General features: G+C 70.3%; 1 protein-coding gene and 1 pseudogene. Both read right to left on the reverse strand.

Annotated elements, in window-relative coordinates; genetic code table 11:
* Positions 1-60: 60 nt before the first annotated feature.
* Positions 61-14,422, reverse strand: a pseudogene (locus tag ACRAS8_RS09425) (type I polyketide synthase).
* Between the two features lie 53 nt (positions 14,423-14,475).
* Positions 14,476-24,207 carry a type I polyketide synthase gene (locus tag ACRAS8_RS09430; protein ID WP_438485492.1) on the reverse strand — a complete coding sequence of 3,244 codons (9,732 nt, stop codon included), beginning with the start codon at positions 24,205-24,207 and terminating at the stop codon, positions 14,476-14,478.
* Positions 24,208-24,258: the final 51 nt, after the last annotated feature.

Raw genomic sequence — 24,258 nt, forward strand, 5'->3', positions numbered from 1 at the left:
CCTCACTTACTTGGGATCTCAGAGGGATCTCAGGAAATTTCCGCAGTCACCCTGCTCTGCTCAAGACCTGCCGAGCTCCTTGTGAATGAACTCGAACATCTCGTCATCCGTCGCGGACTCGATCTTCTGCGCGACATTTTCACTCGTTGACTGCGCGTCACTACCACGCCACTTGGCGAGGAATGCCGTCAGGCGAGTGGCGACCAGTTCGCGCGTTTCGTCATCCGGAGTGTCCTCCGCGAGCGCGGCTTCGAGCTTATCAAGCTCATCGATGAGAGGAATATGGGTTTCCTCGTTCTGGAACTCCTCGGCCCACAAGTAGTCAGCGACCGCAGTGGGGTTGGGGTAGTCGAATATGAGCGTGGCGGGGAGTTGGCGTCCGGTCGCGGCATTGAGTCGGTTGCGGAGTTCGACCGCGGTCAGCGAGTCAAAGCCCAACTCCTTGAACGCCCGCTCCGGCTCGACCGCGTCGATACCGGAATAGCCCAGCACCGCGGCCGCCTCCGTCCGGACCAGATCGGTCAGCAACTGGTCCTGCTCGGTCCGGGACAGGCCGGCCAGCCGCTGCCCCAGGGCGGTGTCCTCGACCGACGCCGACGGGCCGTCAGCTGCTGCGACAACCGGGGCGAGGGCCTGCTGGACCTCGGGCAGGGCGTCGAGCAGCGGGCTCGGGCGGCGGAGGGTGAAGGTGGGGGCGAACCGCTCCCAGTCCACATCCGCGACCGCGACCACCGTCTCGCGGCTGTCCACCGCCTGCGCCAGCGCCTGGATCCCCAGTCGGGGGTCCATGACCCGCAGGCCGTGCCGCTGCAACTGCACACTTGCCTCGCCGGCGCCCATGCCTGCGCCGCCCCACAGACCCCAGGCAACCGAGGTCGCGGCCAGTCCGCGGGCCCGGCGGCGCTCCGCCAGCGCGTCGAGGAACGCGTTGGCCGCCGCATAGCCCGGCTGCAGACCGCTGCCCCAGGTCGCCGCGATCGACGAGAACAGCACGAACGCCTCCAGGTCCACACCCTTGGCCGTGGTCAGCTCGTCCAGCCAGCGTGCACCGGCGGTCTTGACTGCCGACACCCGCTCCAGGTCCGCGAGCGAGAAGTCCGCCAGCGGGATGGCTTCGCCCAGACCCGCGCTGTGCACAACTCCGGTCAACGCGGGCCCGCCTGAGGCGATCCGGTCCAGCAACCCGGCGACCTCATCGCGCAGCGCCATGTCGCAGGCGATGACCTCTACATGGCTGCCGGTGGCTGCCAGTTCGGCGACCAACTCCGCCACGCCCGCCGCAGCCGACCCGGAACGACTGGTCAACACCAGCCGCGGAGCCCCACGACCAGCCAACCAGCGCGCCGTGTTCCCACCGATCGCACCCGTACCACCGGTGATCAGCACCGTGCCCCGCGGCTGCCACTGCTCACCGCCACCCGTCGGACGCGGGGCGCGCACCAGACGACGCCCCATGATTCCGGCACCGCGCAGGGCGACCTGGTCCTCGTCCGTACTACCGGCAAGCAGTGCGCAGAGCCGGGCTGCGGTGCGGTCGTCCCAGGTCGCGGGCACGTCGATCAGCCCGCCCCACCGCTCGGGATGCTCAAGACCCACAACCCGACCCAGACCCCAGATCTGCGCCTGAGCCAGGCTGGCGAGCTCCTCGCCCGGGCCGGTGGCCACCGCCCCCTGGGTCAGCACCCATAGCGGTGCGGCAACCTCCACATCACCCAGCGCCTGGACCAGGCCCAACGTCGCAGCCACACCGCGGTTCACCGCAGGGAACTCCGCGAGCGCGTCCTCGTCATCCAACGCCAACAGCGAGACGACCCCGGCCAGTTGTGGGTGCTCGCCGGTCAGGACGCCGCTGATCCGCTTTGCCAGTGCGGCCCGGTCCACCTCGTCCGCGGCAACCTCAGCCATGACCACCTGGGCGCCCCGGTCGGTCAGGGCCTGCACACAACCCTGCACCAGGACCGCATCCACCTGCCCGGCCGGCGCCACCACCAGCCACGTCCCCGACAACACCGCCGAAACAGGCTCGGCAACCGGCACCCAGGAAATGCCGTAGCGCCAGTCCGCCACCACCGCATCATCCTGCTGACGACGCCGCCACGACGCCAACGCCGGCAACACCTCACTGAACGGACGCTCACCATCAATCGCCAACGTGCCCGCCAGCTCTTGCAGGTCACCGCCCTCCACAGCGGCCCAGAACTCCGCATCGGCCTCACTGCCGACCACGTCCTTCGCCGCCGGGACGACCGACTGCGCCTCCAATTCAGGCCAGTACCGCTGGCGTTGGAACGCATACGTCGGCAGTTCCACCCGCTGCCCCCGCCCCAGCACCGCCGGCCAGTCCACCACAGCCCCCCGCACATGCGCCTGAGCCAACGCCGTCAGCACCGACTCCCCAGCCGGCACACCCTTGCGCAACATCGGCACAAACACCGCGCCCGCACCAGCCGCGCTGTCAGCCAACGCGGCCGAACCCATCCCCGACAACGTCCCATCCGGACCAATCTCAATAAACACCGACACACCCTGCTCCACCAACGTCCCCACCGCATCCGCAAACCGCACCGCCTCACGCGCCTGCACCGCCCAATACCCCGAACCCGACTCCTCCACCAACTCACCCGTCACCCCACACGCCCACAACACCTCAGGCACACCATGAACCACCCCCGACGCAACACGATCCAACTCCCCCAACACCGGCTCCACCAACGCCGAATGAAACGCATGACTCACCCTCAACCGCCGCACACGCCGACCCCGCTCAGCCCACTCCCGCACCACCCGCTCCACCGCACCCACCTCACCCGACACCACCACCGACTCCGGACCATTCACCGCCGCAACCTCCACCCCAACAACCCCCACCAAAAACTCACGCATCTCCACCTCACCAACCGCAACCGCCGCCATCGCACCACCCTCCGCCAACCCCTCCATCAACCGCGCCCGCACCGCCACCAACCGACACGCATCCTCCAACGACAACACCCCCCGCCACATACGCCGCCGCAAACTCCCCCACCGAATGCCCCACCACCCCATCCGGCACCACCCCACACGCACCCAACAACGCCACCAACCCCACCTCCACCGCAAACAACCCCGCCTGCGCAAACACCGTCCGCACCACCAACTCCTCCGCACCCTCAACACGCCCCAACACCACATCCCCCACCGGCAACCCCAACTCCCCCTCCAACACCCCACACACCTCATCAAACACCCGAGCAAACACCCCACTCACCTCATACAACTCACGCCCCATCCCCACCCGCTGCACACCCTGACCCGCAAACACAAACCCCACCCGCACCGAACCACCCACACCCACCCCACCACTGACAACCCCAGCCGCCGAACGCCCCACCGCCACCGCACCCCACCCCACACCAAACTCCCTCACACCCCGCACCCAACACCACAGCCCGATGCTCAAACACCGACCGCGACGCCGCCAACGACCAAGCAACATCCACCGGTTCAAGCTCCGGACGGGCGAGGGCGAATTCCCTCAGCCGACCCGCCTGCGCCGCCAACCCCTCGGCCGAGCGACCCGACACCAGCCACGGCACCACCCCCGCACCCGACAACACCGGCTCCGACGACTGGTCGGCATCGACGGGCGCCAGCTCTCCCTCGGCGGCGGCGACCGCCGTAGCGGGGGCCTCCTCGACGATCACATGTGCGTTGGTGCCGCTGATCCCGAACGCCGACACACCCGCCCGCCGCGGACGCTCACCCGCCGCCCAAGCCACCGGCTCGTCCAACAACCGCACCGCACCCGCCGACCAGTCCACATGCGGCGACGGCTCCTCCACATGCAACGTCCGCGGCAACACACCATGCCGAAGCGCCAACACCATCTTCATCACCCCGGCGATACCGGCCGCCTGCTGGGTGTGGCCGATGTTGGACTTGAGCGAGCCCAGCCACACCGGTCGGTCGGCGTCCCGGCCCTGGCCATAGGTCGCCAGTAGTGCCTGGGCCTCGATCGGGTCGCCCAGTTCCGTACCGGTGCCGTGGGCCTCGATGACATCCACATCGGCGGTCGACAGCCGGGCGTTGGCCAGTGCTGCCTGGATGACGCGCTGCTGAGACGGGCCGTTGGGCGCGGTCAGCCCGTTGGAGGCACCGTCCTGGTTGATCGCGCTACCCCGAATGACGGCCAGCACCTGGTGGCCGTGGCGTCGTGCGTCCGAGAGCCGTTCCACCAGCACCACACCGGCGCCCTCGGCGATGCCCATGCCGTCGGCGTCGGCCGAGAACGCCTTGCAGCGCCCGTCCGAGGCCAGTACCCGCTGGCGCGAGAAGCTCACAAACTCCGTGGGGTCCGCGACCACCATGACACCGCCGGCCAGGGCCATGGTGCACTCCCCCGCCCGCAGTGCCTGGCATGCCTGGTGCAGCGCCACCAGCGACGATGAACACGCGGTGTCGATCGTCACGGCCGGGCCCTCCAGGCCGAAGGCGTACGCGACACGTCCGGAGATCACACTGCCGGTGTTTCCGGTGATCAGGTAGCCCTCGGACTCACTGTCGCGGTTGGCCAGGCCGGCCCCGTAACCCGACGGCGCTGCGCCCGCGAACACTCCGGTCAGGGAGCCGCGCAGGGTTTCCGGGTCGATACCGGCACGCTCCACCGCCTCCCAGGACACCTCCAGCAGCAGCCGCTGCTGCGGATCCATGGCGAGTGCCTCCCGCGGGCTGATGCCGAAGAACCGCGGATCGAACTCGGCCGCCGCGTGCAGGAAGCCACCCTGCTGGACATAAGACGTGCCGGGGTTGTCCGGGTCCGGGTCGAACAGGCCATCCACGTCCCAGCCCCGGTCCGTCGGAAAGCCGGAAATCGCATCGCCGCCGCCGGCCAGCAGCTCCCACAGTCGCTCGGGGCTGTCCACCCCGCCTGGGAAGCGGCACCCCATGCCAACAATGGCGATCGGTTCGGCCAGATCGCCCGTCGGCACCGATGCGGACGCCGCGTGCCCTGCCGCCTCCGTCTCCGTCTCCGCCTCCGTGACGCCCAGCACTTCCCCGACGATCTGCCGGGCCAGCGCCGCCGGAGACGGGTAGTCGAACACCACCGTGGACGGCAACTGCAAACCCGTCGCCGCATTCAGACGCCGACGCAACTCCACCGCGGTCAACGAATCGAAACCCATGTCCCGGAACGCCCGACCGGCCGGCACCTCCGCCACCGAACCATGACCCAACACCGCCGCCGCATGCGTCCGCACCAACTCGGTCACCAGCCGCTCACGCTCGGCCGGGGCCTTGCCCGAGAGTCGCTGAACGAGTTCTCCGGCCGCTCCGTCAGTGGGTGTCGAACCAGCAGACTGTGCCGCCGCCCGCTCCGGGTGAGCCTCAGCAATCCGCTCCAGCAACGGCCGCGGACGAGCCGCACCGAACACCGGAGCAAACCGCCCCCAATCCACATCCGCCACCGCCAGGAACGACTCACCATCCGCAACGACCTGACCCAACACAGCCAACGCCCGCGCCGGATCAAGGAAATTCATCCCCTGACGCAACAACCGCGCCGGCGTCACACTCCCCGGCCCGTGCTCCACCACCGCATTCACCGCGTCCCAGTCACGCGTATCCCACACACCCCACGCAACCGACGACGCCACCAACCCACGCCCACGACGAACCTCCGCCAAGGCATCCAGGAAGGCATTACCCGCCGCATACGCACCATGCTCATTACTGCCCCACGTCGCCGCAATCGACGAGAACAACACAAACGCATCCAGATCCAGGCCAGCCGTCAACTCGTCCAGCCACACCGCACCGGCACCCTTCGCACCCAGCGCCACCGCCAGATCCTCCACGTCCGTGCCATCGAGGGTGACTTGACGGCCGGCGTTGGCAGCGTGCAGCACCGCGCGCAGTGGCGCACCGTCCGCGGCGATGCGGTCCAGCAGCCCGGCGACCTCGGCGCGTTGCACCAGGTCACAGGCGACGATGTCCACCTGGCTGCCCGCACCGGCCAGCTCCGCGGCCAGCACCGCCACCTCTGCGGCGGCCGGGCCGGAGCGGCTGGTCAGCACCACCCGCTCGGCACCCTGCTCGGCCACCCACGAGGCGACGCACCGACCGACCGAGCCCGTACCACCGGTGATCAGGACCGTGTCGCGCGGTGTCCACTGCCCGTGGCGGCCCGACGGACGGGTGTTGCGGACCAGTCGGCGGGCCAGGACGCCGGCCGGACGCAGCGCCACCTGGTCCTCCGCGCCGTCAGCCAGCACCGCACAGAAACGGCCGGCCACCCGCTCATCCCATACCGACGGCAGATCGACCAACCCACCCCAACGATCCGGGTGCTCAAGACCAACCACCCGACCCAGACCCCACACCTGCGCCTGAACAGGGCTGGTGAGCACCTCGGCCTCGGCCGTCACCACCGCACCCTGCGTCACCACCCACAACGGAGCCGCAACAGCCACCTCACCCAACGCCTGCACCAGCGCCAACGTCCCCACCAGACCTCGACTCACCAGCGAGGACTCCGCCAGTGGCGTCTCATCCAGCGCCAGCAGCGACACCACACCCGCCAGCTGCGCGCCCTCGGGGAGCAACGTGGTGATGCGGGCGGCAAGCACCGCACGCTCCACCTCGTCCCCACCGATCTCGGCAATGACAACCTCGGCACCACGGTCGGCCAGCGCCTGCAGGCATCCGCGCGTCAGCGGCGCGTCAGCGTGCCCCACGGGGACCACCACCAGCCAGGTACCCGAGAGGATCGTCGAACCGGAGTCGGTCACCGGGATCCACGAGATGCCGTAGCGCCAGTCCGCGACGGCCGAGTCATCCCGCTGGCGGCGACGCCACGACGCCAGCGCCGGCAGCAGCTCGGCCAGTCGCTCGTCGTCAACCTCCAGCGTCTGCGCAAGTTCGCCCAGGTTGCCGGCCTCGACCGCGTCCCAGAACTCGGCCTCGGCACCCGTCCCACCAGCAGCGGCCTTCGGCTCGACCGCCTCGGGCCAGTAGCGCTGGCGTTGGAAGGCGTAGGTGGGCAGGTCGATCCGGTGGTGGTTCCGGCCGGGCTGCGACTCCAGGATGGTCGTCCAGTCCACGGGGGCGCCATGAACGTGCGCCTCGGCCAGAGAGGCCAGCAGACGCTCCGCACCACCGTCATCGCGCCGGAGAGTCCCCGTGATCAGCGAGGCGGACACAGACACACCAGCGTCCTCAAGCGTGTCGGTGATCGCGGCCGTCAGGACAGGGTGGGGGGAAGCCTCGATGAAGCAACGGTGACCGGTGTCGGCCAGCGCGCGGATCGCCCGGTCGAACTCGACCGTGGCACGCAGACTGGCATACCAGTACGCCGCATCCATCTCCGGGCCGGCCAGCATCTCGCCGCTCATCGACGAGATCATCGGGATCCGGGCCTCGGACGGCGTGATGCCTTCCAGCGCGGCCAGGATCTCCTGCTCCAGGGCATCAACCTGGGCACTGTGCGAGGCGTAATCCACCGGGATGAGGCGGGCACGGACGCCGTCGACCTCACAGGCAGCCGCCAGCTCCTCCAGAGCCTGCGGCTCGCCGGAAACGACGGTCGCCGAGGGGCCGTTGACCGCCGCGATCGAGATCCGTTCGCCCCAGGGAGCGAGTCGGCCCCGCACCCGGTCGGCGGGCTCGGCGACCGAGAGCATCCCGCCCCGGCCGGCAAGCGCCTTCAACGCCTTGGAACGCAGGGCCACGACCCGGGCCGCGTCCTCCAGGGACAGGATCCCGGCGACGCAGGCGGCGGCGATCTCACCCTGCGAGTGACCGACCACCGCATCCGGCACGACACCAGCCGCCTGCCAGACGGCGGCCAGGGAAACCATCACCGCCCACAACGCAGGCTGCACCACATCCGCCGCCACCAGCTCCGGCGCACCCTCCGCCCCCGCCAGAACGTCATCCAACGACCAGTCCACATACGGAGCCAGAGCCTGCCCGCACTCCTCCAACCTGGCCGCGAACACCGGCGAGACAGCGCGCAGTTCACGCCCCATCCCCAGCCACTGACTGCCCTGACCAGGGAAGACGAACACCGTACGGCCCACACCGCCAGGCGCGGCGACGCCCGTCACCACACCCGCAGCCGGCTGACCGGTGGCCACCGCCGCCAGCCCGGCAGCCAGACCCTCACGGTCCGCACCCGTCACCACAGCCCGCTGCTCGAACATCGCCCGCGTCGTCACCAACGACCACGCCACATCAGCCGGTTCAAGCTCAGGACGGGACAACGCGAACTCCCGCAGCCGGCCCGCCTGCGCCGCCAGACTCTCCGCCGACCGACCCGACACCAACCACGCCGAGGCACCGGCACCCGAAAGCACCCGCACAGGCACCGGCACCGGACGCTCCTCGGCGGAAGCCTCCACCTCCAGAGCCTCAGGCGCCTCCTCGACGATGAGGTGCACATTGGTGCCGCTCACGCCGAACGCCGACACGCCCGCCCGCCGCGGGCGCTCGCCTGCCTGCCACGGCTGGGCCTCGGTCAGCAGCCGCACCTCACCCGCCGACCAGTCCACATGCGGCGACGGCTCATCCGCGTAGAGGGTCTTCGGCAGAAGGCCGTGTTGGAGCGCGAGCACCATCTTGATGACGCCGGCGACCCCGGCGGCCGTCTGCGGATGACCGATGTTGGACTTCACCGAGCCGAGCCACAGCGGCCGCTCCGCGTCCCGGTCCTGGCCGTACGTCGCCAGCAGTGCCTGAGCCTCGATCGGGTCACCCAGTTTGGTACCGGTGCCGTGGGCCTCGACGACATCGACATCGCCGGTGGACAGCTGTGCGTTGGCCAGTGCGGCGCGGATCACCCGCTGCTGGGACGGGCCGTTGGGCGCCGTCAGACCGTTGGAGGCGCCATCCTGGTTCATGGCGCTGCCGGGGACGACGGCGAGCACCTGGTGGCCGTTGCGCCGCGCGTCCGACAGACGCTCCAGGACGACGACACCGGCGCCCTCGCCCCAGCCGATGCCGTCCGCATCCGCCGAGAACGCCTTGCAGCGACCGTCCGCTGCCATGCCCTGCTGTTCGGAGAACTCGGAGAAGGCTCCGGCAGTCGCCATCACTGCGACGCCGCCGGCCAGGGCCATGGTGCACTCTCCGGCGCGCAGCGACTGGCATGCCTGGTGGAGGGCGACCAGCGAGGACGAGCAGGCGGTGTCCACCGTCACGGCCGGGCCTTCCAGGCCGAGCGAGTACGCGACCCGGCCGGAGATCACCGCGGTGAGACTGCCGGTCAGCAGATAGCCCTCGGAGCCACTGGCACCGCCGACGAGGCTCATGCCGTAGCCCGAGTACGTCGCACCGGCGAAGACTCCGGTCTGCGAGCCGCGCACCGACGAGGGATCGATGCCGGCACGCTCCAGGGCCTCCCAGGACACCTCCAGCAGCATCCGCTGCTGCGGATCCATCGCCAGCGCCTCACGCGGGCTGATCCCGAAGAAGCCCGCGTCGAACTCCGGCGCGTCATAGATGAACCCGCCGACGCGGGCGTACGAGGTGCCGGTGGTCCCGGTGCCGTCCGCCGTCTCCCAGCCGCGGTCCCGCGGGAATTCGGACACCGCGTCCGTGCCCGCGGCCAGCAGGTCCCAGAGCTGTTCGGGGCTCTCCACTCCGCCGGGGAAGCGGCAGCCCATGCCCACGACCGCGATGGGCTCGCCGTACGCGGCCGCCGTCACCACCGGCGCGGCGGTACCGCCCTGGACGCCCAGCAGCCCGTCCCGCAGGAATTCGGCCATCGTGAGGGCGCTGGGGTAGTCGAAGACCAGGGTGGAGGGGAGTTGCAGTCCGGTGGCGGCGTTGAGCCGGTTGCGCAGCTCGACCGCGGTCAGCGAGTCGAAGCCCAACTCCTGGAAGGCGCGGGCCGGTTCGACTGCCTCGATGGAGGCGTGGCCCAGTACGGCGGCGGCCTCGCCACGCACCAGTTCGGTCAGCAGTCGGTCCTGCTCGGACCGGGACAGGCCGGCGAGCTGCTGTCCCAGTGCGGTGTCCGCGCCCGCAGCCGACGGGCCGTCACCCGCTTCGGTGCCGGACGTCAGTGCCTGCTGGGCCTCGGGGACGGAGGCGATGAGGCGGCTCGGGCGGCGGAGAGTGAAGGTGGGAGCGAACCGCTCCCAGTCAACGTCCGCAACCGTGACCGTCGTATCACCGCCGTCCACTGCCTGGGCCAGCGCCCGGATGCCGAGCTCCGGTTCGATCACCCGCATCCCGTAACGCCGCAGCTGCTCGCCGGCCTCGCCGCCGACCATTCCGCCGCCGCCCCACAGACCCCAGGCAACCGACGTCGCAGCCAGCCCACGAGCCCGTCGGTTCTCCGCCAGCGCGTCCAGGAACGCATTGCCAGCCGCGTACCCGGACAGCAGACCGCTGCCCCAGATCGCGGCACCGGAGGAGAACAGGACGAACGCCTCCAGCTCCAGGCCCATGGCTGTGGTCAGCTCGTCCAGCCACACCGCACCCGCGGTCTTGGCCTCCACTGCCGTGGCCAGTCCGGCCACCGTCGTGTCCGCCACCGCGCCACCATGGCCGACACCTGCCGCGTGCACCACACCGGTCAGCGACGGCCCGCCCTCGGCAATACGCTCCAACAGCCCGGCCACGTCAGCGCGTTGGGCTATATCGCAGGCCACCACGTCCACCTGGGTACCGGCCGCTGCCAGCTCTGCGGCCAGTGTCGCAACATCCGGCGCGGCCGGGCCGGAGCGGCTGGTGAGCACGACGCGCTCGGCGCCGCGCCCGGCCAGCCAGCGGCCCACGTGCCCGCCGATCGCGCCCGTGCCACCGGTGATCAGCACGGTGCCGGCCGGCGTCCACTGCTCGCGCTGGTCCGACGGCCGGGCGGCGTGGACGAGCCGACGCGCCAGGACGCCTGTGCCGCGCACCGCTACCTGGTCTTCGGCGCCGTCGGCCAGCACCGCGCAGAGGCGGGCGGCGATGCGCTCGTCCCAGTCCTGCGGAAGATCGATCAACCCGCCCCAGCGCTCCGGGTGTTCCAGACCGACGACCCGGCCCAGACCCCATGCCTGCGCCTGAACAGGGCTGGTGAGCACCTCGGCCTCGGCCGTCGCCACCGCACCCTGGGTGAGCACCCACAGCGGGGCGGCGAGGTCCGCATCGCCCAGCGCCTGGACCAGGCCCAGCGTCCCCGCCAGACCGCGGCTCACCGCCGGGGCCTCCGCCGTCGGCGCCTCGTCCAGCGCCAGCAGGGACAGCACACCGGAGAGTCGGACGTCCTCGGTCACTGCGCAGGTCAGCCGCTCGGCCAGGGCCGCGCGATCCAGTTCGTCCGCGGCAACCTCGATGACGGCCGCCTCGGCCCCGCGGGCGGTCAGCGCCCGTACGCATCCCTGCACCGGCTCGGAGTCGGCCTGTCCGGCGGGGACGGCGAGCAGCCAGGTGCCGGACAGCACCGCCGTCGCGGGCTCGCTCACCGGTACCCACGAAATGCCGTAGCGCCAGTCCGCCACCGCGGAGTCGTCCCGCTCCCGGCGACGCCACGACGCCAGGGCCGGCAGCAGCTCGGCCAGTCGCTCGTCGTCAACGGCAAGCGTGTCCGCCAACTCCCGCAGCCGCCCGGCCTCCACCGCGGCCCAGAACTTGGCCTCCGCCTCGCTCCCGGCGCCCTCGCCACCCGCCGTGGATGCGCCCGGCGCTGCGGGCTGGAGCCAGTAGCGCTCGTGCTGGAAGGCGTAGGTGGGCAGATCGATCCGGTGCTGGTTCTGGCCAGGCTGCGGCTCCAGGACGGTCGTCCAGTCCACGGGGGCGCCATGGACGTGCGCCTCGGCCAGGGAGGCCAGCAGACGGTCGGCACCGCCGTCGTCGCGACGGAGCGTCCCCGTGATCAACGGGGCGGAGGTGATGCCGGCGTCCTCGATGGTGTCGGTGATCGCGGCCGTCAGGACCGGGTGCGGGGAGACCTCGATGAATGCACGGTGACCGGTGTCGGCCAGGGTGCGGACCGCATGGTCGAACTCGACTGTGGCGCGCAGACTGGCGTACCAGTACTCCGGGTCCACCTCAGGGCCGGCCAGCATCTCGCCGCTCATCGACGAGATCATCGGGATACGAGCCTCGGACGGCGTGATGCCCTCCAGCGCGGCCAGGATCTCCTGCTTCAGGGCGTCGACCTGGGCACTGTGCGAGGCGTAGTCCACCGGGATGAGGCGGGCGCGGACGCCGTCGGCCTCGCAGGCAGCCGCCAATTCCTCCAGTGCCTGCGGTTCGCCGGAAACGACGGTCGCCGACGGGCCGTTGACCGCCGCTATCGATACGCGGTCGCTCCAGGTGGCGAGCCGTTCCCGTACCCGGCTGGCGGGTTCGGCTACGGACAGCATGCCACCGTGGCCGGCCAGCGGCTTCAACGCCTTGGAGCGCAGGGCCACGACCCGGGCCGCGTCCTCCAGGGACAGAATCCCGGCGACGCAGGCGGCGGCGATCTCGCCCTGCGAATGGCCGATCACGGCGTCAGGGGTGACACCGGCGGCCTGCCAGACCGCGGCCAGCGACACCATCACCGCCCACAACGCAGGCTGCACCACATCCGCGGCCTCCAACGCAGGCGCACCCTCCGCCCCCGCAAGGACATCATCGAGCGACCAGTCCACGTACGGGGCCAGTGCCTGGGCACACTCCTCCAGTCGCGCCGCGAACACCGGTGAGGAGGCGCGCAGTTCACGCCCCATCCCCAGCCACTGACTGCCCTGGCCAGGAAACACGAACGCCGTACGGCCCAGGCCGCCGGGGCGGACCGCGCCGGAGACCACACCGGCGGACGGCTGGCCGGTGGCCACCGCCGCCAGCCCGGCGGCCAGACCCTCACGGTCGGCGCCGGTCACCACGGCACGGTGCTCGAACGTCGCCCGCGTCGTCACCAACGACCACGCCACATCAGCCGGTTCAAGCTCCGAACGGGACAGTGCGAACTCCCGCAGCCGGCCCGCCTGCGCCGCCAGACCCTCAGCACTCCGCCCCGACACCAGCCAGGCCGACGCCGCCGCACCCGACAGCACCGGCACCGGACGCTCCTCGACGGGAGCCTCCTCCTCCACCTCCGCAGGCGCTTCTTCCACAATCACGTGCACGTTGGTGCCGCTCATGCCGAACGCAGAGACACCCGCCCGACGCGGACGCTCACCCGCCGGCCACGCCACCGCCTCATCCAACAACCGCACATCCCCCGCAGACCAATCCACATGCGGCGACGGCACCCCCGCATGCAACGTCCGCGGAATCACCCCATGCCGCAACGCCAAAACCATCTTCATCACACCGGTCACACCAGCCGCCTGCTGCGTATGCCCGATATTCGACTTCACCGACCCCAACCACAACGGACGACCCGGCTCACGATCCTGCCCATAGGTGGCCAGCAGCGCCTGCGCCTCAATCGGATCACCCAGCCTGGTACCCGTACCGTGGGCCTCCACCACATCCACATCCGCCGCCGACAACCGCGCGTTGGCCAGTGCCGCCCGAATCACCCGCTGCTGCGACGGACCATTCGGCGCCGTCAGGCCGTTACTCGCACCGTCCTGATTCACCGCACTACCCCGCACCACCGCCAACACCCGATGACCACGACGCCGCGCCTCCGACAACCGCTCCACCACCAACACACCCACACCCTCAGCCCACCCCGTACCATCCGCATCCGCCGAAAACGCCTTACACCGCCCATCCGCCGCCAACCCATCCTGCCGAGAAAACTCCGCAAACGTCCCCGGCGTCGCCATCACCGTCACCCCACCCACCAACGCCAACGAACACTCCCCCGCCCGCAACGCCCCACACGCCAAATGCAACGCCACCAACGACGACGAACACGCCGTATCCACCGTCACCGCCGGACCCTCCAAACCCAACGCATACGCCACCCGCCCCGAAATCACACTCCCCGCATTACCCGTCAACACATAACCCTCAGAACCCCCCACCCCACCAACCAACCCCACCCCATACCCCGACGACGACGCCCCCACAAACACACCCGCCCGCGAACCCCGCAACCCACCCGGATCCACCCCAGCCCGCTCCAACGCCTCCCACGAAACCTCCAACAACAACCGCTGCTGAGGATCCATCGCCAACGCCTCACGCGGACTAATCCCAAAAAACCCCGCATCAAACTCCGCCGCCCCACCACAAACCCACCCCGACGCGCATAACCCCCACCACCCACACCCACACCCACACCCCAACCCCGATCCTCCGGAAACCCCGACACCGCATCCACCCCACCCACCACCACATCCCACAAACCCTCCGGACTCCCCACCCCACCCGGCAACCGACAACCCATCCCCACCACCGCCAACGGCTCCTGCTCAGCCGCCTCCATCTTCCGCAGGCGCTTACGCGTCTCCTGGAGCTCGGCCGATGCCCGCTTGAGGTAGTCAAAGAGTTTTTCTTGGCTCTCCATCAAAGGCCCCTTAATCAATTAGGCGTTCAGCAGGTCCGCGGTCCGCGGGTTAATCAAGACAGCCCAAGCTCTTTGTCAAGGAAGTTGAACACTTCATTGGGCGTAGCCGAGTGGAACTCGATGTCGGAACCTTCCGGTTCCGCAGCGTCCTGGATTTCGGTCCAATGTGACAGGATGCCGCGCAGGCGCTTGGTGACATCTTCACGTATATCAGAGTCCGAGGCCATGCTCGACAGATTATGTTCGAGCTGGTCGAGTTCGGCGAAGATGGAAACCGACGCCACTGCCTCGTCCTGGTTCATTTCTGTGCGCAGGAGATCCGCCAACACCGTTGGGTTGGGGTAGTCGAATATGAGCGTGGCGGGGAGTTGGCGTCCGGTTGCGGCATTGAGCCGGTTGCGGAGTTCGACCGCGGTCAGCGAGTCGAAGCCCAACTCCTTGAACGCCCGCTCCGGCTCGACCGCGTCAATGCCGGAATAGCCCAGCACCGCGGCCGCCTCCGTCCGGACCAGATCGGTCAACAGCCGGTCCTGCTCCGGCCGGGACAGGCCGGCCAGCCGCTGCTCCAACGCGCCTTGCGCCGGCGCGGCCGCGCTGCCGCTGTCCGTACCGGCCGCCAGGGCCTGCCGCACTTCCGGCAGGTTCTCGATCAGCGGGCTCGGGCGGCGGAGGGTGAAGGTGGGGGCGAACCGCTCCCAGTCCACATCCGCGACCGCGACCATCACATCGCCACCGTCAACCGCCTGTGCCAGTGCCTGAATGCCCAGGCCGGGGTCCATGGAGCGCAAGCCGTGCCGTTGCAGATGCGTTCCGGCCTCGCCGGCGCCCATACCGGCGCCGCCCCACACTCCCCAGGCAACCGAGGTCGCGGCCAGTCCGCGGGCCCGGCGGCGCTCCGCCAGCGCGTCGAGGAACGCGTTGGCCGCCGCATAGCCCGGCTGCAGACCGCTGCCCCAGGTCGCCGCGATCGACGAGAACAGCACGAACGCCTCCAGGTCCACGCCCTTGGCCGTGGTCAGCTCGTCCAGCCACTTCGCGCCGGCCGTCTTGGCCTCCACCACTGCGGCCTGCTCTTCCACCGTGGTGTCCATCAGCGGAGTGGTCTGCCCCACGCCTGCCGCGTGGACCACTCCCGTCAGCGCCGGACCGGTCGCGGCAATGTGGTCCAACAGGCCGGATACTTCGGCACGTTGGGCGCTGTCGCAGGCGATGACCTCTACGTGGCTGCCGGTGGCTGCCAGTTCGGCGACCAACTCCGCCACGCCCGCCACAGCCGACCCGGAACGACTGGTCAACACCAGCCGCGGAGCCCCACGACCGGCCAGCCAGCGCGCCGTGTTCCCACCGATCGCGCCCGTGCCACCGGTGATCAGCACCGTGCCGCGCGGCTGCCACTGCTCGCCGCCACCCGTCGGACGCGGGGCGCGTACCAGACGACGCGCCACGATCCCAGAGCCACGCAGGGCGACCTGGTCCTCGTCCGTACCACCGGCAAGCAGTGCGCAGAGCCGGGCTGCGGTGCGGTCGTCCCAGTTCTCGGGCACGTCGATCAGCCCGCCCCAGCGCTCGGGATGCTCAAGGCCAACGACCCGGCCCAGACCCCAGATCTGTGCCTGGGTCAGGCTGGCAGGCTCCTCACCGGGGCCGGTGGCCACCGCGCCCTGGGTCAGCACCCATAGCGGTGCGGCAACCTCCACATCACCCAGCGCCTGGGCCAGGCCCAACGTCGCAGCCACACCGCGGTTCACCGCAGGGAACTCCGCGAGCGCGTCCTCGTCATCCAACGCCAACAGCGAGACGACCCCGGCCAGTTGTGGGTGCTCGCCGGTCAGGACGCCGCTGATCCGCTTTGCCAGTGCGGCCCGGTCCACCTCGTCCGCGGCAACCTCAGCCATGACCACCTGGGCGCCCCGGTCGGTCAGGGCCTGCACACAACCCTGCACCAGGACCGCATCCACCTGCCCGGCCGGCGCCACCACCAGCCACGTCCCCGACAACACCCCCGAAACAGGCTCGGCAACCGGTGCCCACGTAATGCCGTAGCGCCAGTCCGCCACCACCGCATCATCCTGCTGACGACGCCGCCACGACGCCAACGCCGGCAACACCTCACTGAACGGACGCTCACCATCAATCGCCAACGTGCCCGCCAGCTCTTGCAGGTCACCGCCCTCCACAGCGGCCCAGAACTCCGCATCGGCCTCACTGCCGACCACGTCCTTCGCCGCCGGGACGACCGACTGCGCCGCCAACTCAGGCCAGTACCGCTGGCGTTGGAACGCATACGTCGGCAGCTCCACCCGCTGCCCCCGCCCCAACACCGCCGGCCAGTCGACCACAGCCCCCCGCACATGCGCCTGAGCCAACGCCGTCAGCACCGACTCCCCAGCCGGCACACCCTTGCGCAACATCGGCACAAACACCGCAGAGTCCGCCTCGTCAGCCAAGGCAGCCGAACCCATCCCGGACAACGTCCCATCCGGACCGATCTCAAGGAACAGCGATACCCCCTGCTCCACCAACGTCCCCACCGCGTCCGCGAACCGCACCGCCTCACGCGCCTGCACCGCCCAATACCCCGACCCCGGCTCCTCCACCAGCTCACCCGTCACCCCACACGCCCACAACACCTCAGGCACACCATGAACCACCCCCGACGCAGCACGATCCAACTCCCCCAACACCGGCTCCACCAACGCCGAATGAAACGCATGACTCACCCTCAACCGCCGCACACGCCGACCCCGCTCAGCCCACTCCCGCACCACCCGCTCCACCGCACCCACCTCACCCGACACCACCACCGACTCCGGACCATTCACCGCCGCAACCTCCACCCCAACAACCCCCACCAAAAACTCACGCATCTCCACCTCACCAACCGCAACCGCCGCCATCGCACCACCCTCCGCCAACCCCTCCATCAACCGCGCCCGCACCGCCACCAACCGACACGCATCCTCCAACGACAACACCCCCGCCACATACGCCGCCGCAAACTCCCCCACCGAATGCCCCACCACCCCATCCGGCACCACCCCACACGCACCCAACAACGCCACCAACCCCACCTCCACCGCAAACAACCCCGCCTGCGCAAACACCGTCCGCACCACCAACTCCTCCGCACCCTCAACACGCCCCAACACCACATCCCCCACCGGCAACCCCAACTCCCCCTCCAACACCCCACACACCTCATCAAACACCCGAGCAAACACCCCACTCACCTCATACAACTCACGCCCCATCCCCACCCGCTGCACACCCTGACCCGCAAACACAAACCCCACCCGCACCGAACCACCCACACCCACCCCACCACTGACAACCCCAGCCGCCGAACGCCCCACCGCCACCGCACCCAACCCCACACCAAACTCCTCACACCCCGCACCCAACACCACAGCCCGATGCTCAAACACCGACCGCGACGCCGCCAACGACCAAGCAACATCCACCGGTTCAAGCTCCGGACGGGCGAGGGCGAATTCCCTCAGCCGACCCGCCTGCGCCGCCAACCCCTCGGCCGAGCGACCCGACACCAGCCACGGCACCACCCCCGCACCCGACAACACCGGCTCCGACGACTGGTCGGCATCGACGGGCGCCAGCTCTCCCTCGGCGGCGGCGACCGCCGTAGCGGGGGCCTCCTCGACGATCACATGTGCGTTGGTGCCGCTGATCCCGAACGCCGACACACCCGCCCGCCGCGGACGCTCACCCGCCGCCCAAGCCACCGGCTCGTCCAACAACCGCACCGCACCCGCCGACCAGTCCACATGCGGCGACGGCTCCTCCACATGCAACGTCCGCGGCAACACACCATGCCGAAGCGCCAACACCATCTTCATCACCCCGGCGATACCAGCCGCCGTCTGGGTGTGACCGATGTTCGACTTCACCGAGCCGAGCAGTACCGGACGATTCGCATCCCGGTCCTGGCCATACGTCGCCAGCAGTGCCTGGGCCTCGATCGGGTCACCCAGCTTGGTGCCCGTTCCATGCGCTTCCACCGCGTCCACGTCGGCGGCCGCCAGCCGGGCGTTGGCCAGTGCGGCGCGGATCACCCGCTGCTGGGACGGACCGTTCGGCGCCGTGAGGCCGTTGCTCGCACCGTCCTGGTTCATCGCGCTGCCCCGCACGACGGCCAGCACCTGGTGCCCGTTGCGCCGCGCGTCCGACAGGCGCTCCACCAGCACCACACCGGCACCCTCGGCCAGGCCCATGCCGTCGGCCGTGGCGGCGAACGCCTTGCAGCGGCCGTCCGCCGCCAGCGCCCGCTGGCGGGAGAAGCCCACGAACTCGGTCGGTTCGGCGATGACCGTCACGCCACCGGCCAGCGCCATCGAGCACTCCCCGGCCCGCAGCGACTGGCACGCCAGATGCAGCGCCACCAGCGACGACGAACACGCCGTGTCCACCGTCACCGCCGGGCCCTCCAGCCCCAGGGTGTACGACACCCGGCCGGAGATCACACTGGCCACATTCGCGGTGGCCATATGCGTTTCCGAGTCCTCCAGGCCGGCGCCGTTCTGTCCGTAACCGGAGGTCGCGGCGCCGGCAAAGACGCCGGTCAGCGAGCCGCGCAGGGTTTCCGGGTCGATGCCGGCGCGCTCCACCGCCTCCCAGGAGACCTCCAGCAGCAGCCGCTGCTGGGGATCCATGGCGAGTGCCTCACGCGGGCTGATCCCGAAGAACCGCGGATCGAACTCGGCTGCACCACGCAGGAAGCCGCCCTCCTGGACGTAGGACGTGCCGGGGTTGTCCGGGTCCGGGTCGAACAGGCCGTCCACGTCCCAGCCCCTGTCCGTCGGGAAGCCGGAAATCGCGTCACCGCCACTCACGAGCAGTTCCCACAGCCGGTCCGGGCTGTCCACCCCGCCCGGGAAGCGGCAGCCCATACCGACGATCGCAATGGGCTCGGCCGGGTCGACCACCTGCGCCGGCACCGGCACCGCAGGCACTGTCTCCGCCCCGGCTGCCACGTCACCCAGCACTTCCCCGACGATCTGCCGGGCCAACGCGGCCGGAGACGGGTAGTCGAACACCACCGTGGACGGCAGCTGCAAACCCGTCGCCGCATTCAGACGCCCGCGCAACTCCACCGCGGTCAAGGAATCGAAACCCATGTCGCGAAACGCCCGACCGGCCGGCACCTCCGCCACCGAACCATGCCCCAACACCGCCGCCGCATGGGTCCGCACCAGCTCGGTCACCAGCCGCTCACGCTCGGCCGACGTAAGCGACGAGAGTCGCTGTGCCAGCTCACCAGCGGCTCCAGCCTCCTCCGCCGCCCCCGTAACGGACACCGCCGCCCGCTCCGGGTGAGCCTCAGCAATCCGCTCCAGCAACGGCCGCGGACGAGCCGCACCGAACACCGGAGCAAACCGCCCCCAATCCACATCCGCCACCGCCAGGAACGACTCACCATCCGCAACAACCTGACCCAACACAGCCAACGCCCGCGCCGGATCAAGGAAATTCATCCCCTGACGCAACAACCGCGCCGGCGTCACACTCCCCGGCCCGTGCTCCACCACCGCATTCACCGCATCCCAGTCACGCGTATCCCACACACCCCACGCAACCGACGACGCCACCAACCCACGCCCACGACGAACCTCCGCCAAGGCATCCAGGAAGGCATTACCCGCCGCATACGCACCATGCTCATTACTGCCCCACGTCGCCGCAATCGACGAGAACAACACAAACGCATCCAGATCCAGGCCAGTCGTCAACTCGTCCAGCCAGACCGCACCGGCACCCTTCGCACCCAGGGCCAGTTCCAATCCCGCCACGTCGGTGTTTTCCAAGCGAGCCAGGTCGGTGGCGTTCGCCGTGTGCAGTACGGCGCGCAGTGGCGCACCGTCAGCGGCGATGTGGTCCAACAAAGCGGCCACTTCGGCGCGTTGGGCGATGTCACATGCCACCACCTCCACGGTGGCACCGGCGGCCGCCAGTCGCGCGGCCAGGGACCCGACACCCGCCGCGGCCGGGCCTGAACGGCTGGTCAGCACCACCCGCTCGGCACCCTGCTCAGCCACCCACGAGGCGACGCACCGACCGACCGAGCCCGTACCACCGGTGACCAGCACCGTGCCACGCGGCGCCCAGTCATCGCGCCGCCCCCGGCGAGGAAGGGCGCGGACCAGTCGGCGGGCCATCACGCCGGCCGGACGCAGCGCCACCTGGTCCTCCGCACCATCAGCCACCACAGCACACAAACGGCCGGCCACCCGCTCATCCCACACCGACGGCAGATCGACCAACCCACCCCAACGATCCGGGTGCTCAAGACCAACCACCCGACCCAGACCCCACACCTGCGCCTGAACCGAACTGGCCAACACCTCACCCGGGCCAGTCACCACCGCACCCCGCGTCACCACCCACAACGGAGCCGCAACAGCCACCTCACCCAACGCCTGCACCAGCGCCAACGTCCCCACCAGACCCCGACTCACCAGCGAGGACTCCGCCAGCGGCGCCTCATCCAGCGCCAGCAGCGACACCACACCCGCCACCTGCGCACCCTCGGTCAGCAACGTGGTGATACGGGCTGCCAGCGCCGCACGCTCCACCTCATCCGCACCAACCTCGGCAACGACCACCTCGGCACCACGGTCGGCCAGCGCCCGCACACACCCCTGCACCAGCTCGGCGTCCCCCTGCCCGGCCGGGGCGACGAGCAGCCACGTCCCCGAGAGTGCCACCGATCCCGGAGTGGTGACCGGGGCCCAGGAGATGCGGTAGCGCCAGTCCGCCACCGTCGAGTCGTCCTGCCGACGGCGGCGCCACGACGCCAGCGCCGGCAGCACCTCGCCCAGTCGCTCGTCGTCCACCGCCAGCGTCTGCGCCAGCTCCCGCAGATCGCCGGACTCGACCGCATCCCAGAACTCGGCCTCGGCACCCGACTCCCCAGCAGCGGCCTCCCGCTCCGCCGCCTCCGCCCAGAAGCGCTGGCGCTGGAAGGCATACGTCGGCAGGTCGATCCGCTGACCGCGTGTCAGCACGGCCGCCCAGTCCACGTCGATGCCGTGCACATGGGCTTCGGCCAACGAGGACAGCAGCCGGTCCGCACCGCCGTCGTCGCGCCGCAGGGTGCCGATCACGGTGGAGGGCGCCGCTGCGGCCTCGTCCTGGCCGGCGTTCCGCGTGGCGTCCTCAACGGTGTCGGTGATCGCGGCGGTCAGCACCGGGTGCGGCGACACCTCGATGAAGGAACGCCGGCCGTCCTCGACCAGGAGCCGGACGGCACGGTCGAACTCGACTGTGGCGCGCAGACTGGCGTACCAGTAGCCCGGGCCCATCTCGGGGCCGGACAACATCTCGCCGCTCATCGACGAGATCATCGGGATCCGGGCCTCGGACGGCGCGATGCCGTTCAGCGCGGCCAGGATCTCCTGCTCCAGGGCATCGACCTGGGCACTGTGCGAGGCGTAATCCACCGGGATGAGGCGGGCACGGACGCCGTCGACCTCACAGGCAGCCGCCAGCTCCTCCAGGGCCTGCGGTTCGCCGGAAACGACGGTCGCCGCCGGGCCGTTGACCGCCGCGATCGAGATCCGCTCACCCCAGGGAGCAAGCCGGACCCGCACCCGGTCGGCGGGCTCGGCCACCGACAGCATCCCGCCACGACCCGCCAGCGCCTTCAACGCCTTGGAACGCAGCGCCACCACACGAGCGGCGTCCTCCAGGGACAGGATCCCGGCGACGCAGGCGGCGGCGATCTCACCCTGCGAGTGACCGACCACCGCATCCGGCACGACACCAGCCGCCTGCCAGACAGCGGCCAGCGACACCATCACCGCCCACAACGCAGGCTGCACCACATCCGCCGCCACCAGCTCCGGCGCACCCTCCACCCCCGCCAGAACGTCATCCAACGACCAGTCCACATACGGAGCCAGGGCACGCCCACACTCCTCCAGTCGCGCCGCGAACACCGGCGAGAAAGCGCGCAGTTCACGCCCCATCCCCAGCCACTGACTGCCCTGACCAGGGAACACGAACACCGCGCGACCGGCCCCGCCGGCCGAAGCCAGGCCGGACACCACACCGGCGGCCGGCTGACCGGTCGCCACCGCGACCAGTCCCGTCGCCAGTGCCTCGCGGTCCTCGCCCAGCACCACGGCCCGGTGCTCGAAGGCGGTCCGTGCCGTTGCCAACGACCAGGCCACGTCGGCCGGTTCAAGCTCAGGCCGGGACAGTGCGAACTCCCGCAGCCGGCCCGCCTGCGCCGCCAGGCCCTCAGCGCTCCGCCCCGACACCAGCCAGGCCGACGCCGCCGCACCCGACAGCACCGGCACCGGCGCCGACTCGGACGCGGCCTCCGACAGGGACGCCGGCTCCGGCGCCGCGCCGTTCTCGCCGGCAGTCTCCGCTTCCGCGGCGGCAGGCGCCTCCTCGACGATGAGGTGCACATTGGTGCCGCTGATCCCGAACGCCGACACGCCCGCCCGCCGCGGGCGCTCGCCCGCCGGCCACGGCCGTGCCTGGGTCAGCAGCCGCACCTCGCCCGCCGACCAGTCCACATGCGGGGACGGTTCGTCGGCGTGCAGGGTGCGCGGCAGTTCACCGTTCTGCAGGGCCAACACCATCTTCATCACGCCGGCGACGCCCGCGGCCGTCTGGGGGTGGCCGATGTTGGACTTGAGCGAGCCGAGCCACAGCGGGCGCTCCGCGTCCCGGTCCTGGCCGTACGTCGCCAGCAGTGCCTGAGCCTCGATGGGGTCGCCCAGCTTGGTGCCGGTTCCGTGTGCCTCGACCGCGTCCACATCGTCCGCGGTCAGTCGGGCGTTGGCCAGTGCGGCGCGGATCACCCGCTGCTGGGACGGGCCGTTCGGGGCGGACAGGCCGTTGGAGGCGCCGTCCTGGTTGACGGCGCTGCCAGGGATGACGGCGAGCACCTGGTGTCCGTTGCGACGGGCGTCCGACAGACGCTCCAGGACGACGACGCCGGCGCCCTCGCCCCAGCCGATGCCGTCCGCATCCGCCGAGAACGCCTTGCAGCGGCCGTCCGCGGCCAGTCCGCCCTGCCGGGAGAATTCGATGAACGCGTCCGGGACGCCCAGCACGGCCACTCCGCCGGCCAGCGCCATGGTGCATTCTCCGGCGCGCAGTGCCTGGCATGCCTGGTGCAGTGCGACCAGCGAGGACGAGCAGGCGGTGTCCACCGTCACCGCCGGGCCCTCCAGGCCGAGTGTGTAGGACACCCGGCCGGACAGCACGCTGACCGCGGTGCCTGTGGTCAGGTGCGCGTCCAGCTGCTCCTTCAGGTGCGTGCCGACGCCGTATCCGGAAGCCGACGCGCCGACGAACACCCCGGTCGCGGAGCCGCGCAGTCCCGCCGGGTCGATACCGGCGCGCTCCAGGGCCTCCCAGGAAACCTCCAGCAGTACGCGCTGCTGCGGATCCATCGCCAATGCCTCACGCGGGCTGATCCCGAAGAATCCGGCATCGAACTCGGCCGCGTCGTAGACAAATCCGCCCAGTCGTGCGTAGGGAATTCCCGTGCCGCCCAGGCGTGCGTCGTAGGACTCCTCGAAGACGTTCCAGCCGCGGTCCTCCGGGAATCCGGCGATGGCGTCCGTGCCGGCCGCCAGCAATTCCCACAGCCGCTCGGGGGTGTCCGCGCCGCCCGGGAAGCGACAGCCCATGCCGACGATCGCCACCGGCTCCGGCTCGCCCGACTCCACCTGCCGCAGCCGCTCACGGGTCTCGTACAGATCAGCCGCCACCTTCTTCAGGTAGCTCAGAAGCTGCTGATCATCTGCCATGGGAGACCCTCCTCATGCCGAACACGGGGCGATGTGATGACGAGTTGGCGG

It is taken from the genome of Streptomyces sp. S186 (assembly GCF_051603415.1).
GTDB lineage: Bacteria > Actinomycetota > Actinomycetes > Streptomycetales > Streptomycetaceae > Streptomyces.